The organism is Streptomyces cavernicola, assembly GCF_029968035.1.
In the GTDB taxonomy this organism is placed as follows: domain Bacteria; phylum Actinomycetota; class Actinomycetes; order Streptomycetales; family Streptomycetaceae; genus Streptomyces; species Streptomyces cavernicola.
Genome location: NZ_JASCIQ010000024.1, coordinates 16,888 through 31,798 on the forward strand (window position 1 = coordinate 16,888; position 14,911 = coordinate 31,798).

At 74.0% G+C, this 14,911-nt stretch carries 7 protein-coding genes; 2 read left to right on the forward strand and 5 right to left on the reverse strand.

The window, feature by feature from the left end:
• Window positions 1-209: 209 nt before the first annotated feature.
• The 4 genes from QIS96_RS22305 to QIS96_RS22320 are packed head-to-tail and all read right to left on the reverse strand — an operon-like array spanning window position 210 to window position 7,710.
• Window positions 210-3,839, reverse strand: a complete 3,630-nt coding sequence (locus tag QIS96_RS22305) for a hydantoinase B/oxoprolinase family protein (protein WP_282544464.1) — start codon at window positions 3,837-3,839, stop codon at window positions 210-212.
• 38 nt (window positions 3,840-3,877) lie between these two features.
• A complete protein-coding gene (locus tag QIS96_RS22310) occupies window positions 3,878-4,282 on the reverse strand; it encodes a DUF742 domain-containing protein (RefSeq protein ID WP_282544465.1) in 405 nt (134 codons plus the stop codon).
• Between the two features lie 9 nt (window positions 4,283-4,291).
• A complete protein-coding gene (locus QIS96_RS22315) occupies window positions 4,292-4,714 on the reverse strand; it encodes a roadblock/LC7 domain-containing protein (RefSeq protein ID WP_282544466.1) in 423 nt (140 codons plus the stop codon).
• The gene (locus QIS96_RS22320; RefSeq protein WP_282544467.1) at window positions 4,711-7,710 is read right to left on the reverse strand and encodes a sensor histidine kinase; all 3,000 of its coding nucleotides are present in this window, start codon (window positions 7,708-7,710) and stop codon (window positions 4,711-4,713) included. Before QIS96_RS22320 ends, QIS96_RS22315 begins: the two co-directional genes overlap by 4 nt.
• 539 nt (window positions 7,711-8,249) lie before the next feature.
• Between QIS96_RS22320 and QIS96_RS22325 the strand changes: the two genes are divergently transcribed.
• Together QIS96_RS22325 and QIS96_RS22330 are read left to right on the forward strand one after the other, a co-directional pair.
• Window positions 8,250-8,729, forward strand: a complete 480-nt coding sequence (locus QIS96_RS22325; protein ID WP_282544468.1) for a hypothetical protein — start codon at window positions 8,250-8,252, stop codon at window positions 8,727-8,729.
• Between the two features lie 324 nt (window positions 8,730-9,053).
• On the forward strand, window positions 9,054-9,962 hold the full coding sequence (locus tag QIS96_RS22330) for an IclR family transcriptional regulator (protein WP_282544469.1): 909 nt from the start codon (window positions 9,054-9,056) through the stop codon (window positions 9,960-9,962).
• Window positions 9,963-10,133: 171 nt separating this feature from the next.
• Here QIS96_RS22330 and QIS96_RS22335 read toward each other — a convergent pair whose 3' ends face one another.
• Window positions 10,134-14,891, reverse strand: coding sequence for a coiled-coil domain-containing protein (locus tag QIS96_RS22335; RefSeq protein ID WP_282544470.1), 4,758 nt, complete (start codon window positions 14,889-14,891; stop codon window positions 10,134-10,136).
• Window positions 14,892-14,911 lie beyond the last annotated feature (20 nt).

Sequence of the window (14,911 nt, forward strand, 5' to 3'; positions counted from 1 at the left end):
CGCAGCAGACTCTAGCGGCGACCTGATTCCGCTTCATCGCCGGAGGTCGATCGTGGCCGGAACGATGCAGGGGGCGTGGGCGAGTTCGCGAGCTTCGCTCCGATCTGCCGGATCCGCAGGTCATGCCGTACGTCCGGTTCCTGTCGGTGGGCGCTTTCCTGTCGGTGGGCGCTGCGGTGCGCGCCGGTCCGTGCGGCCTGAACGGGCGGTCAGGCTCCGGGCGTTCCGTATCCCCCGCCGCCCGGCGTCTCGACGACCAGTACGTCGCCGGGGCCGAGCTCCGCCGAGTCCGCGCCCTGCAACCGCGCCGTCGTGCCGTCGGCCCGCTCGACTCGGTTGGCGCCGAGGGCACCCGGCTCGCCGCCCGCCATGCCGTAGGGGGGCACGCGGCGGTGGCCGGAGAGGGTGGAGACGGTCATGGCCTCGCGGAAGCGGATGCGGCGCACCGCCCCGTCGCCGCCGCGCGTGCGCCCGTTTCCACCGCTGCCCGCGCGGACCGCGAACTCCTCCAGGAGTACGGGCAGTCGCCACTCCAGGACCTCGGGGTCGGTGAGGCGGGAGTTGGTCATATGGGTCTGCACCACGGGCGCCCCGTGGAAGCCGTCGCCCGCGCCTGAGCCGGAGGCCACGGTCTCGTAGTACTGGAAGCGGTCGTTGCCGAACGTGACGTTGTTCATCGTGCCGGACCCCTCGGCCTGCACGCCGAGCGCCGCGTACAGGGCGCCCGTGATGGCCTGCGAGGTCTCCACGTTCCCGGCGACGACCGCTGCGGGCGGCTCGGGCGCCAGCATCGAGCCGGGCGGGACGACGATCCGGAGGGGGCGCAGGCAGCCGTCGTTGAGCGGGATGTCGTCGGCGACGAGGGTGCGGAAGACGTACAGGACGGCCGCGTTGACCACCGCGTACGGGGCGTTGAAGTTGCCGGGCAGCTGCGCGGACGTGCCGGTGAAGTCGACGGTCGCGGAGCGGGCGGCGCGATCGACGGTGACGCGGACCCGGATGACCGCGCCGGAGTCGGTCTCGTAGGCGTAGGAGCCGTCGTCGAGGGCGTCGACGACGCGGCGGACGGCGGCCTCGGCGTTGTCCTGGACGTGCTTCATATAGGCCTGCACGACGTCGAGTCCGAAGTGCTCGATCATCTTGCCGACCTCCTCGACGCCCTTGGCGTTGGCGGCGATCTGGGCGCGGAAGTCGGCGAGGTTGGTGGCCGGGTTGCGGGACGGGTAGGGGGCGCTCGTGAGGTGGTCGTGGGTCTCCTGCTCGCGGAAGCGGCCGTTCTCGGCGAGCAGCCAGTTGTCGAAGAGGACACCCTCCTCCTCGATGCGGCGGCTGTCGGCGGGCATGGAGCCGGGGGCGATGCCGCCGATCTCGGCGTGGTGGCCGCGGGAGGCGACGTAGAACAGGATCTGTTCCCCCGCCGTGTCGAAGACCGGGGTGATGACGGTGACGTCGGGCAGGTGGGTGCCGCCGTGGTACGGGTCGTTGACGGCGTACGCGTCGCCGGGGCGCATCTCGGGGCGGCGCCGGATGACCTCCTTGACGCTGGTGCCCATCGAGCCCAGGTGCACAGGGATGTGCGGGGCGTTGGCGACGAGGTTGCCGTCCGGGTCGAAGAGAGCGCAGGAGAAGTCGAGGCGCTCCTTGATGTTTACGGACTGGGCGGTGGACTCCAGGCGGGCGCCCATCTGTTCGGCGATGGACATGAAGAGGTTGTTGAAGACTTCGAGGAGCACGGGGTCGGCCTCGGTGCCGGCTGTGATGCCCTCGGCCCTGCGCACCCGCCGCAGCACCAGGTGTCCTTCGTCGTCCACGGCGGCGCGCCAGCCCTGGTCGACGACGGTCGTCGCATTGGCCTCGGTGATGATCGCCGGCCCGTCGACCTGTTCGCCGACGGCGATTTCCTCACGGCGGTGCAGCGGGACTTCGCGGTGGGCGCCGTCGATGTGCACGCGCGCGTGGTGCCGGTTTTCGCCTCCACGCGCGCGTGGTGCCGTGAGCGTGGTCAGGTCCGGCGGCTCGGTCAGGCCGGTGGCCTCTACGGAGAGGGCCTCGACGACGATGGGCCGGGCCAGGGTGAAGGAGTACGTGGCCCGGTGCCGGTCCTCGAACTCCCGCCGCATGGCCTCGGGTTGGGCGGTGTCGAGGGCGACGGTGAGGGCGGTGTCGGTGCCGTCGTAGCGGAGTTGGGCGCGGCGGGCGACGCGGATGCGCTCCTCGGGCACGTCCTCGGCGCGCAGCTCCGCCCGCGCGGCCTCCTCCAGGGCGGCGGCGGTCTCCTCGACGCGCGGCATCGACTCGGCCTCCAGGTCGGCCTCGACGGACTGCTCGCGCATGGCGGTGGTGTCGGCGAGCCCGATGCCGAGCGCGGACAGGACGCCGGCCATGGGCGGTACGAGGACGGTGCTGATGCCCAGGGAGTCGGCGACGGCGCAGGCGTGCTGGCCGCCCGCCCCGCCGAACGTCGTGAGGGCGTACCGCGTGACGTCGTGGCCCTTCTGCACCGAGATCCGCTTGACCGCCCCCGCGATGTTGTTGACGGCGATCTGCAGGAAGCCCTCGGCGACCTGCTCGGGCGTACGGTCGTCGCCGGTGGCCTCGCGGATCTCGGCGGCGAGCGCGGCGAACCGCTCGTGGACCAGGTCGGCATCCAGCGGCTGGTCCCCGTCCGGCCCGAACACCCGTGGGAAGCGGTCGGGTTGGATGCGGCCGAGCATCACGTTGGCGTCGGTGACGGTGAGCGGGCCGCCGCCGCGGTAGCAGGCGGGGCCCGGGTCCGCGCCTGCCGAGTCGGGGCCGACGCGGTAGCGGCTGCCGTCGAAGTGCAGGACCGAGCCGCCGCCCGCGGCCACGGTGTGGATGTCCAGCATGGGGGCGCGCAGGCGCACGCCCGCGATCTGGGTGGTGAAGACCCGCTCGTACGCGCCCGCGTAGTGCGAGACGTCGGTGGAGGTGCCGCCCATGTCGAAGCCGATGACGTTGTCGAAGCCCGCGCGGCGCGACATCAGGGCCATGCCGACGATGCCGCCCGCGGGCCCGGACAGGATGGCGTCCTTGCCGCGGAACTGGTGGGCCTCGGCGAGCCCGCCGTTGGACTGCATGAACATCAGCCGCACGCCCCGGAGTTGGTCCGCGACCTGGTCGACGTACCGCCGGAGGACCGGTGACAGGTAGGCGTCCACGACGGCCGTGTCGCCGCGCGGGACGAGCTTCATCAGCGGGCTGACCTCGCTGGACAGGGAGATCTGCGGGAAGCCGATGCGGGCGGCGAGGCGGCCGACGGCCTGCTCGTGCGCGGGGTGCAGATGGCTGTGCATGCAGACCACGGCGAGGGACCGGATGCCGTCGTCGTACACACCGCGCAGCTCCGCCTCCAGGCGGTCCAGGTCGGGCGGGGTGAGGACGGTCCCGTCGGCGGCGATGCGCTCGTCGACCTCCACCACGCGCGCGTGCAGCAGTTCGGGCAGGACGATCTCGCGGGCGAAGATCTGCGGGCGGTTCTGGTAGGCGATGCGCAGGGCGTCCCGGAAACCGCGGGTGACGACGAGTGCGGTGGGCTCGCCCGTGCGCTCCAGGAGGGCGTTGGTGGCGACGGTCGTGCCCATCCGTACGGCGTCGATCCGGGCGTCCTCAAGCGGGACGTCCAGAAGTGCGCGAATGCCCGCCACCGCGGAGTCGCGGTAGCGGGCGGGGTTCTCGGAGAGCAGCTTGTGGGTGAGAAGCCGGCCGTCCGGGCGGCGCGCCACGACGTCCGTGAACGTGCCGCCGCGGTCGATCCAGAACTGCCAGCCCGTCGCCGTACCGCCGGGGTCCGAACCTGCCGCTGTGCCTGTACCCGTCACGGAGATCTCCTGCTCAGGGCACGCGCGGACCGGTGGTCTCAGAGCGCGCGCAGACCGTTGATCACGTCGCGCAGAATACTCTCGTCCGGCAGTTCGGCCGGGGGGACAGGGCGGGTCACGTGCACCAGGTCCTGGGCGACGAGGTCGCCGACCAGGACCCGGACCACGCCGATCGGCAGATCCAGCTCGGAGGCCAGCTCGGCCACCGACTGCGGGGACTCCCGGCACAGCTCGACGATGTCGACGTGCTCGGGGGCCAGGGTGTGGTCGGCCTCCCGGTCGCCCACCGCGGACTCGGCGACGACGACCGCGATCAGATCGAGGCGGTGCTGGCCCTCGCTCGTGGTGCGGCCCCGCGTCATGGCATACGGACGGACCACTGGTCCCGCGTCGTCGTCGAACCAGTGGGGCGCCCCGTGACCCGCATTACCGTCGATGGTCATGCCATTCCACTACCCGCCCGCGGGCACATCGGTGCGCGGCGCGGTCCCCAGATGTACGCCGACCCGCTTCACGAGGAGCGTCATCTCGTAGGCGACCAGGCCGACGTCGGTGTCCGCGTCCGCGAGCACGGCGAGGCAGCTGCCGTCGCCCGCGGCGGTCACGAACAGGAACGCGTCGTCCAGCTCGACCACCGTCTGCCGGACCTGGCCCGCCTCGAAGTGCCGGCCGACGCCCTTGGCGAGGCTGTGGAAGCCGGAGGCGACGGCGGCGAGGTGCTCGCTGTCCTCGCGGGTCAGATCGGCCGAGACGCCGGTGGCGAGGCCGTCCGACGAGAGGACGACGGCCTTGCGGATCGTCGCCACGCGCGCGACGAGGTCGTCGAGCAGCCAGTTCAGCTCGCCGATGTGTGCGGCTGTCTTCGGTGCGGTCATCGACCGTCCCCCTCCGTGGTGCTGTGTGCTGTGTCGTCCTCGGCGGTGCCGGGACGGGGGTCTTCGGTGGTACGCGGACGAGCCGATCCGGAGGCGGTGTGCTCCGCCTCGCCGGGCCGGGGCTGCTGCGCGGCGTCCCGCTGCGAACTGCCGTCGGCCGCCTCGCCGTTGTCCCTGCGCCCGCGCTGCCAGCCGCGCTGGAGTGCGGCCATGCGGCTGCGCACCTCCTCGGCGTCGCGGTCGGCCGGCGCCTCTTCGCGTACGGGCCGCTTCTTCGGCTCGCCCTTCAACTGCGGGGCGAGGCTGGCCTGGCGGACGCGGCGGGGCAGGGCGGCGGTCGGGATGTCCTCGTACGGGGCGGGTTCGGGGCGGCCTTCGGCGGCCGACGGGGACTCGTCGCTCCGGCCCTGAAGTGGCTGCTGCGGGGCGGTAGTTGCGCGCTCGTCCCGGCCCTCGCCCGCGTCGCCGTCCGTGCCGTCCGCGCCGGACCTGCCGCGTGCGTCGAACCGGCCGGGGAGGCCGCTGAGGAGCTCCTCGCGCGGGGTGAGGACCCGGTCGTCGGACCGCTCCGCGGGACGTTCGGCGGAGCGCTCTGTGGGACGTTCGGCAGCACGCTCTGCGGTGCGCTCGTCCGCGTCCTGGCGTCGGTCGGCGCCGACCGGTCGGCCGTGCGAGCTGACCAGCTTGGGTGCGCGGCGGCGCGGCAACGGCACCGGAACGGCCGCGTCCGGGCGGGCCGAAGCGCCTCCGTCCACGCTGTCCCTGGCCTGCTGGTGCTCGCCCAGGTCACGGCCCCGGCCGCGGCCCTTGGAGGCGGGCCTGCGGCGCGGCCGGAAGAGCCCGCCCCGCTCGCTCTCGCTGTCCTCGATGTCGCCCAGGCCGCCGAGGTCGCTGAGGTCCAGGGCACGCACCCGCTCGACCACGTCCACCGGCGGCTCCAGCTCGACCGGACCGTCGATGACGCCCGACTCCCGGACCGACTTGGGCAGTCCAGGCAGCCGCGCGGGCACCTTGGTGAGCTGCGCGGTGCGCTCCGCGGGCGCCTCCTCGTCCAGGCCCGCCGCCGCGCGATCGAGCCGCATGCCGCCGCTGGTGTCCCCGTCGGGCGCGGCGGTGAGCAGCACGTCCGGCACGAACACCACCGCGGTGGTCCCGCCGTACGGCGACGGCTGCAGCGAGACGCGTACGTTCTGCCGCTGGGCGAGCCGGCTGACCACGTACAGACCGAGCCGGTCGGTGTCGGAGAGCTCGAACTCGGGGGTCTCCGCGAGCCGCAGGTTGGCGTCGAGGAGGGCGTCCGGGGTCATGCCGAGGCCGCGGTCGTGGATCTCCAGGGTGAAGCCGTTGGCGACGCGCTCGCCGTGCACCTGGACCGCGGTGTGCGGCGGCGAGAACACCGTGGCGTTCTCCAGGAGTTCGGCGACGAGGTGGGTGAGGTCCGCGACGGCCGGTCCGGTGACCGCGATCCGGGCGAGCCTGCGCACCTCGATGCGCTCGTAGTCCTCGACCTCGGCGACGGCCGCGCGCACCACGTCCATGAGCGGTACGGGCCTGCGCCACTGCCGCGACGGCGCGGCGCCGGAGAGGATCACGAGGCCCTCGGCGTGCCGGCGCATGCGGGTGGTGAGGTGGTCGAGCCGGAACAGGTCGGCGAGTTCCTCGGTGTCCTCGGTCCTGCGCTCCATCGCGTCGAGCAGGGTGAGCTGCTTGTGCAGCAGGACCTGGCTGCGGCGGGCGAGGTTCACGAACACCTCGGAGACGCCGCGGCGCATGTCGGCCTGCTTGACGGCGGCCTCGACGGCGGCGCGCTGCAGGGTGTTGAGGGCCTGGCCGACCTGGCCCATCTCGTCCTTCTCGTACTCCAGACGCGGGGCCTCGGTCTCGATGTCGACGTGCTCGCCGGCGGCGAGGCGGCGCATCACGCTGGGCAGGCGGACGCCGGAGACCTCGTGGGCGTCCTTGCGCAGCCGGGACAGGTCGCGGACCAGCTCGCGGCCGATGCGCACGGACAGCACGACCGAGAAGAGCAGCGCGAGCAGGCCGAGCACTCCGGCCGCCCCGGCCCGTGCGAAGATCCCGACGATCTCGGGCTCGACGCGTTCCTGGAAGCGGTCGCCCGCCTCGTAGTTCAGCTCGGCGAGGTCGTCGAGGACGGTCTTCGCCGCCTTGTCCCAGGTGGCGGAGGTGATGCCGCGCGGGGTGCCCGTACGGCCCTCCACGATGTTCTTCTCCAGCTCCAGGAGCGGGGCGACGGCGGGGCTGCGCCAGTAGTCCTTGAAGCGTTCGCGTTCAGCGCCGGGGAGCAGGTCGAGGCTGACCTCGCTGCGCAGTTCGCGCCGGGCCCGGTTGTCGGCCATCTGCCGCTGCTGCGCGGCGTCGAGGCGGTCGCGCACCAGGACGGCGGAGATCAAGGCGTCCTGGCGGGCGAGGAATTCACGGGTGCGGCCGAGGTCGACGAGGGCCTGCCCCTCCTTGTCGAGCGGCACGTCGTTGACGACGTTGAGGCCGGACAGGAAGGTGTAGCAGGGGTCGATCAGGCGGTTGTAGAGCCTGAGGGCCTGGCCGGCGGAGATCGAGCCGTCCTCGACGGTGCGGCGCAGGCTGTCGATGCCGTCGAAGGCCTCGAGGAGGGAGTCGAGCCGGCGCGCGGTCTCGGGCGACATGTCGCCGCGTACGTCCGGGTTCTCGGCGTTGGCCCGGACCTCGGCCACCCGGGCGTTGGTGGCGTCGCGCTGCTCGTGCAGGCGGGCGGGGGCGTCGGAGGCGCGCGGGTCGGCGAGGTAGACGAGGGTCGCGCGGCGCTCTTCCTGCAGGACGCGGACGGTCTCCTCGATGGGGTAGCCGACCTTCTCGACGACGCTGGAGGCGCTCAGGAGTTGGGCGGCGGCACGTCCGGTGACGACGGTGGTGACTCCCCAGATGACCGTCAGCGACACGAGCGGCACCAGCAGCAACGCCACGATCTTCCTGCGGATGGTTTTCCCGCGAAAGCGCATGGCCTCCCCCAGCTCAACCCCGGTGACCGGGGGTACGTGCGGCAATAAACGGCGCGAGCCTACTACTGTCGGGGTACCAACTCGAAGGCGCGTACGGTCACCGCGCGACCCTTTCCCGCCGAAGCGCGCGCGACCCGTCACGAGTTGTCCGCTCTTACCGGGAGATGCCCACCCTCTGGAGCACGGGCCACCCACCCGCATCACGCCACCCGCCGCAGCCACTTGGCCGGAATCGATCCACCGCCCCACCCCTGCGACGGGAACGCCCGGCCCTCGTCGTACGTTTCACGTTTACGGACTGCTTGTACGGGGTTGTCTGCCGGCTGTACGGGGTCGCCTGCCGCGCGGTGCGTACGGTTTTGCGCGCGGGCGTTTCCTCATGCCCGTACGGGAGTTGGGGATGCCGAGGAGTGCGGGGCTGCGCTTGCCGGGGGGCGAACTACCCGACAGGGTGGCGTAATCAGGTGCAAGACGGGCAGCCCATGAGGGGTCGGGGAACGCACCGGGACGACCGGCTGCACAGCGTGGGGAGTGAGTCGATGGGCACGGCGGCACACGGGGGTCCGCAGCGCGGCGAAGACGCCGAGAGGCAGCGGCAGTTGTGGGTGGACGACCCGGTGGGGCGGCCGAGCATGCCGGATCCGGTGCGGACTGCCGCGGTGCGCGCGGTGATCATCGTGGCGGTGACGCTGACGCAGGGCATGGTGGCGCTCCTGTGCACGCTCGCGGGTTCCTGGCTCGCGTTCCCGATGGTCCTGAGCAGTGTGGCGAGCACGGTCGTGGCGACCTGGTCGGTCCTGGACATCTGGGTGACGAGACAGGTCTGGAACCAGCGGTACGGAGTGGTCTCCTCCCCTGCCAGCACCGCCCGCCGCCTCCGCAAGGAGCGCCGCCGCGCCCGCCGCGCGGCCCGCTCGGCGGCACGCGCCCGGCCAGCGGGGACAGCGACGGTCACCACGGTGAGTGCGGCGGCGGGCGCGGCGACCGCGGCGAGCGAAAGCGGGCTGTCGCGCGCGTGACGGCGGCAGGGGGCACCCCTTGCCCAGATCGTCCTGATCGCCCTGGGGCGGGCGGAGTTCGGGCGGGGCGGGCGTAGCGGTCCGCGGTTCGGGAAGGAGCGACTGAGTCCGGTTCGGCGTACCCGCTGGACCGAGCCGATCCGCGTACGGCTCGGCGTGCGTCTCGACGACCAGGTGCGGAGGTACGACCGTTCGGTAACATCATGTTGCGCATAGCGCTCAGCCGAGCGCTATGCGCAACAGAATCCGGGCGGGAAGCCAGCCGCGTCAAGCGCTTCCCGCAGATGCGGCGCGGACGAGCCGCCAGGTGGTGAGAACTGACCGATGACCGGAAAACAGAAGAGGGCCTCGACCATCGACGACGAGCAGAAGCCCACGAGGAGAAGGAAGCAGCCGCTCCCGGAGGACCCCGGGAGCGTGCAGGGCAAGGCGGACGCGAAGACGGGCCCCGGGGACGGCGAGCGGCCGAGCCGCGGCAGCGCGAGCGCCGTGCAGTCCGTGGACCGCGCGGTGAGCGTCATGGAGATCCTCGCCAGGCACGGCGAGGCGGCCGTGTCGGAGATCGCGGACGAGCTGGAGGTGCACAGGTCGACGGCGTTCCGGCTGCTCGGCGTCCTGGAGAACCGCGGGCTCGTGTCCCAGACCTCGGACCGCGGCAAGTACTACCTCGGGGCCGGGGTGCTGCGCCTGGCGGGCGCCGCCGCCGTACGGCTCGACATCTCGCAGGAGGGCGCGCCCGTCTGCCGTGAACTGGCCGACGAGCTGGGCGAGACCGTCAACATCGCGGTGCTCGACGACGACTCGGCGGTCAACATCATGCAGGCCCGCGGCTCGGCCGCCGTGACCGCGCAGAACTGGCTGGGCAGACGTACCCCGCTGCACGCCACCTCCAGCGGCAAGGTGCTCATGGCCCACCTGCCGCAGGCGCTGCGCGAGGGCCTGCTCGCCCGCAGCCTGCCGCGCTTCACCGAGCACACCGTGACCGGCACCGTGCAGCTGCGCGCCGAGCTGGACGCCGTCGTCGAGCAGGGCTACGCGCGGGCCCTGGAGGAGCTGGAGATCGGCCTCACGGCGGTCGCGGCCCCGGTGCGCGCGCACGACGGCAAGGTGATCGGCGCGCTCAGCGTGTCCGGGCCCGTCTACCGGCTGACGGAGGACCGCCTCGGCGAGCTCGCCAAGCGCACCGTCGTCGTCGCGGGCGACCTGTCCAAGCGGATGGGCTACGGCTTCTGACGGAGCCTCTACTGGACGCCGGGGCGGCGCGGGGCCGGAATCGCGTCGGCCCCGCGCCGCCGTACGCAGGCCCGACGCCGCAGCCGTAACGAGGGCCCCGCGAAGGCCCTTTGATGATCTCTGCCCGCCCGACATGGCATGAGTCGGGCACAGCATGCGTCGACCTGGGCGTCAGTCGGCCGCTGCCTCCGCCGGGCGCTTGTACATCCGCGTGGCCGTGATCTCGCCGTGCACCGTCTCCCCCTCCGGGTCCTGCTGCGGCAGGCCGGGGCGCAGATGCTCCTCCACACTGATGTACTTCAGCCCGGCCCGCAGGTCCGCGTCGTTCCGCAGCCGGATGACCAGCGGGAACTCGGCGAGCGCCGTCGTGTCGAACAGGCCGGTGGTGTAAAGGAGCTGGACGCCCAGCGCGTCGGCCACGGCCCGCTGGAGTTCAAGGAGATACGTGGCGTTGGCGCGGCCGATGGGGTTGTCGAGGAACAGCGTGCCCGCGTGCCGGTGCTTGTCGCGGCCCCGGTCGTTGGAGCGCAGCGCCGCCATCGTGCAGTAGAGGGCGATGGCCGCGGTGAGCAGCTGGCCGCCGGAGAAGACGTCGCCCATCTGCCCGACCGGGACGCGCTCCGCGCGCAGCACCGCGTCCGGCTTGAGGATCTCCACGGCCACACCGCGCGGCTCGATCGCGGCCTGAACTCCCCTGAGCAGCAAGGACATTCCGTCCCGCCGCAGGTCGGAGTTCTTCTTCACCGCCGCGCGGGTCGCCTCGTCCACGACCTCGCCGAGGCGTTCGGTGAGCGTCGCCTGGTCCGGCTCGTCGAAGCGGATGCGCAGGAACTCCTGGCCCGACCACTCGCCGAGCCCCTCCGGGAGCCGGGACAGCCGCTGGGCGGAGCGGAGCGTGGTGAGCGCGGACTCGACGAGACCGCGCAGCCGGTCCACGATCGAGTCGCGGTTGCGCTCCAGCTGCTCCAACTCGTCGGTGAGGACCCGCAGTCGGGGCGCGAAGGCGTCCGCCCACCTCCCGGCGTGCTCCGGGAGCGCGGACGCGGGCAGCTCGCGGATCTGCTGCCGGGCCGGGGTGCGGACCTGCTCGTACCGCGTGGAGTTGGCGTGTCGTACGAGCACGTCGCTCGCCTCGCGGACCGCGGACTCGGCGGCCGAGAGGTCGGCGGCGCAGCCGCGCAGCGAGCGGCGGGCCTCGGCGGCGGACTGCCGGGCCTCGTCGAGGGAGCCCGGGTACGGCTCGGGCCGCTCCTCGCCGTCCGCCGCCGCCTCGTCGTGGTGGTCGCGCAGCAGGTCCCGCAGGAGCGCGGCCGTCTCGTCGAAGCCGCCCGCGCCGTCCTCGGCGGTGCGGTGGGCGTGCAGCAGCTCGGTGTGCGCCGCCTCGGCCTGCCGCAACGCCTCGGTGCAGGCGGCGAGTTCAGCGGACGCGGTGCGCAGCAGGGACTGGGCGTGCTCGGCGTCGGCGGGCGCGAGGTCCTCGGGCAGCTCCGCGTGCGCCTCGCCGTCCTCGGGCGCGTGCCGCTCGGCCTCGCCGCGGAGCCGGCCGAGCTGCTCGCTCGCCGCCGACATGCGGGTCTCCAGCATCTGCACCAGGGACTCGGCGCGGGCGGCGGCGGCCTGCCGGGACGGCCCGTCGGCGCCGTCGGTGCCCTCAAGGAGCTGCCCTGCGCGCGTACGGACCTTGTTGCTGAGCCGGTCGAGTTCGGCGAGCGCGGCGCTCTCGTCGCCCTCGGCGCGGGCCTGGTCGGCGCGCAGATCGGCGCCGACGCCGACCTTCTCGTACAGCTGGGACGCCGCGCGGTACGCCTCGCGGAGCGCGGCGAGCGGGGCGTTCGGCGGCTCCGCGTCGAGCGACTCGTCCTCGGGGGCGCCCGCGATCTCGGCCCGCTCGGCGCGCAGCGCGCGGGCGGTGCGGTGGGCGTCGTCGGCGGTGCGCTGGGCGGCCCTGCGGTCCTCGTCGGCGGCGCGGGCGCGCTCCAGGCAGGACTGGGCGCGGGCCTCGGACTCCACGGCCTCGTCGGCGAGTTCACGCAGCTTGGCCTGCCAGGCGGCGCGCTCCCTGAGCCGGAACGCGAGGCCCGCGAGGGCGTCGGCGGCGCGCCGGGCGCGCTGCGCGGCGTCCTGCCGCTCGTCCCGCACCCGCGCGGCGTCGGCCGCGACCTCGTCCGCCTCCGCGCGCGCGGTGCGGGCCTCGGCCAGCTCGGCCTCGGCCTCGTCGGCGAACGCGCGGGCGGCGCGGGCGGCTTCGGCCAGCTCGCCGAGCCGGCCGGCCGGGCAGCCGGAGCGCCAGGAGGAGAGCCGGGCGGCCAGCTCGCGGTCCTTGCCGAGGCGCGCGGCGAGCTGCCGGATCTCCTCGTCCCGCTCGGCGGCGCGGGTCCGCAGCGCCTGCCGCTCCTCGTCGGCGGCGTGCTCGTCGTGCATGGCCGGGTTCGGCGGTACGAGGAAGACGTCCTGGGCGGTCGCGCCTTCGGACGAGGGGGCCGGGGTGGGCGCGACGAGCGCGGCGGCAGTGCCGACGGCCACGGCGGAGCGGGGCAACAGGGCGGCGCCGTCGAGGACTTCACGCGCGCGTGCGTGCGTGTCCGGGTCGGTGATCACCACGCCGTCGACCAGCTCGGGCCGGGCGGCGAGCACGCGCGCGTGGTCCGCCGGGTCGACGGCCTGGGCGAGGTAGCGCCAGCCGGGCAGTGCGGGGATGCCGTGCTCGCCCAGGTACTCGACGGTGGCGAGGACGTCCGGGCCGGGCGGGAGCAAGCCGCCGTCGCCCAGCGCGCCGAGGATGCGGGCGTCGTCGGCGGCGGCCGTGCGCAGGTCGAACAGCTGCCGCTCGGCGCTGCCGACGCCCTGCTCCAGGAGTTCCTTCAGCTCGTCGGCGAAGCGGTCCAACTCCTCGAAGCTGAGGGCGGTTTCGGCGTCGCCCTGCTCGTCCGCCGCCGCCCCGCCGGAGGCCCCTGCGGTGGCCCCGGCGGTGCCCCCGGCAGCGGCTCCTGTGGTGGCTCCTGTGGTGGCGTACGCGGGCACCGTCTCGCCGTCCGTGGCAGCAGCGGTGCGCGGCTGCGGCACCGCGCGGCGGGCGGGACGATGCGCGGGCAGGCCGAGGAGTTCGACGAGGCGTTCCTCGGCGGCCAGGGACTCGGCGGCGCCGCGCTCGGCGTCCCAGGCGTGCGCGGCGGCCTGTGCGGCGTCGGCTGCGCGGGCCGCGGTGAGCTCGGCGCGGGCTTCCGTGGAGGCGGCTTCCTTGGCGCGTTCGGCGGCTCCGCGCGCGGCGTCCCTGGCCGTGTCCCAGGCGGCGACCGCGGTCTTCTCGGCGTCGCTCGCGGCGAGCGCGGCGCGGGCCGGGTCGGCGTCAGGCGCGGCGTCGTCGAGCCAGCCCGCGCGGACGGCTTCGGCGGTCTCCTGCTCGACCTCGGCGAGGCGTTGGCGCAGGTGGCCTGCCTCGCTGCGGGCGCGCTGGGCCTCGGTGGCGGCGACGGTCGCGTCGCGGTGCGCGGTCTCGCCGACCTCCTGGAGCGCGGCGGAGCGCTCCTCCTCCTCGCTCGCGTGCCGTTCGCCGTCCTCGGCGGCCGCGTGCAGGGCGCGGACCAGGTCGGACGCGGCCTTGGCGCGGGCGGCGAGCGCGGGGGCGGCGTCCCGCTCGGCCTCGCGGATCGCGGCGGCCACGCGCGCGGAGCGGTCGGCGGCGGCGCGGTGCCGGAGCACGGCCTCGGCGGCCTGCCAGGCGGAGTGCAGCGTACGGGCGTCGGCCAGCTCCCGCTTCTGCGCAGTGGCGGCCTTCTCGGCGGCGGTGAGCGCCAACGAGGCGTGCCGGTAGGCGAGTTCGGCGGCGATGCCGGCGCTGCGGGCGCGCTTCTGCTCGGCCTCGGTGACGGTGTGGGCGGCGGCGGTGACGCGCTGCGCGAGGTCGGCGGCGCGGCCGCGCTCCTCGGCGGCGCGGGCGGAGAGCCTGCGGGCGAGGGCGCGGGTGCGCCGCTCGGCGCCGGAGTGCACATCACGCGCGCGTGCCCGTACGTCGGTGGCTTCGACGATGCGGCCGAGCAGGTCGACGGAGCCGGCCGTGAAGTCCCGCTCGGCGATCAGTTCGGCGCGCCGGCCGAGCTTGTTGCCGAAGCCGCTGACCAGGTCGGCGAGGCCGTCGGTGTCCCGGGTGTCGGTGACCGCGCGGAGCAGCAGGTCGGTGAAGTCGGAGTCCTTCTTGACGGCGAAGAGGCCTGCGGCCTCGCCCTCGTCGGCGTTCATCTCCCGCTGGTAGCGGAAGAGTTCGGGGTCGAGGCCCAGCTCGCCGAGGTGCTCGTTCCAGCGGTCGTGGATCTCCTCCCAGTGCACCTCCAGGTGCGGGTACGCCTTGCCCGCCTCGGTGAGGGCGTCCCGGAAGCCCTTCATGGTGCGGCGGCGGCCCTGCGCGCCGGAGGCCCCTTCGGCGGCGGCGCGCATCGAGGTGGCCTCGGCCACCGGCAGGTTGTCCAGGCTGAGCCCGGGGCCCGGCCGGAAGGAGTACCAGGCCTCGGCGAACTTCCTCGGGTCGTTGGAGACCTGTCGGCCGCGCCACTCGCTGACCTTGCCGACGACGACGCACTCGCCGGTGAGGGTGTGCTGCCACTCCAGGGCGACGTGCCCGCAGTCGTCGGCGAGGAGGAACTTGCGCAGGACGCCGGAACTGGCGCCGCCCAGGGTGTTGCGGTGGCCGGGCAGCATCACCGAGAAGATCAGCTTGAGCAGGACGGACTTGCCGCCGCCGTTCTCCAGGAAGAGCACACCCGCGGGGGCGGGGCGGCGGGGCGGGCCCGCGGGCTCGTCCTCGAAGAACTCCGCCTGAGTGGGCGCGGGGTCGGGCACGGCGGCGCCGACTCCGCGCAGGTCGAGCACGGTGTCGGCGTAGCGCGCACCGGCTGGTCCGATGGAGTAGAGGCGGACCCGGGACAGCTCGTACATGGCGGCGGACTCTCGTCGTA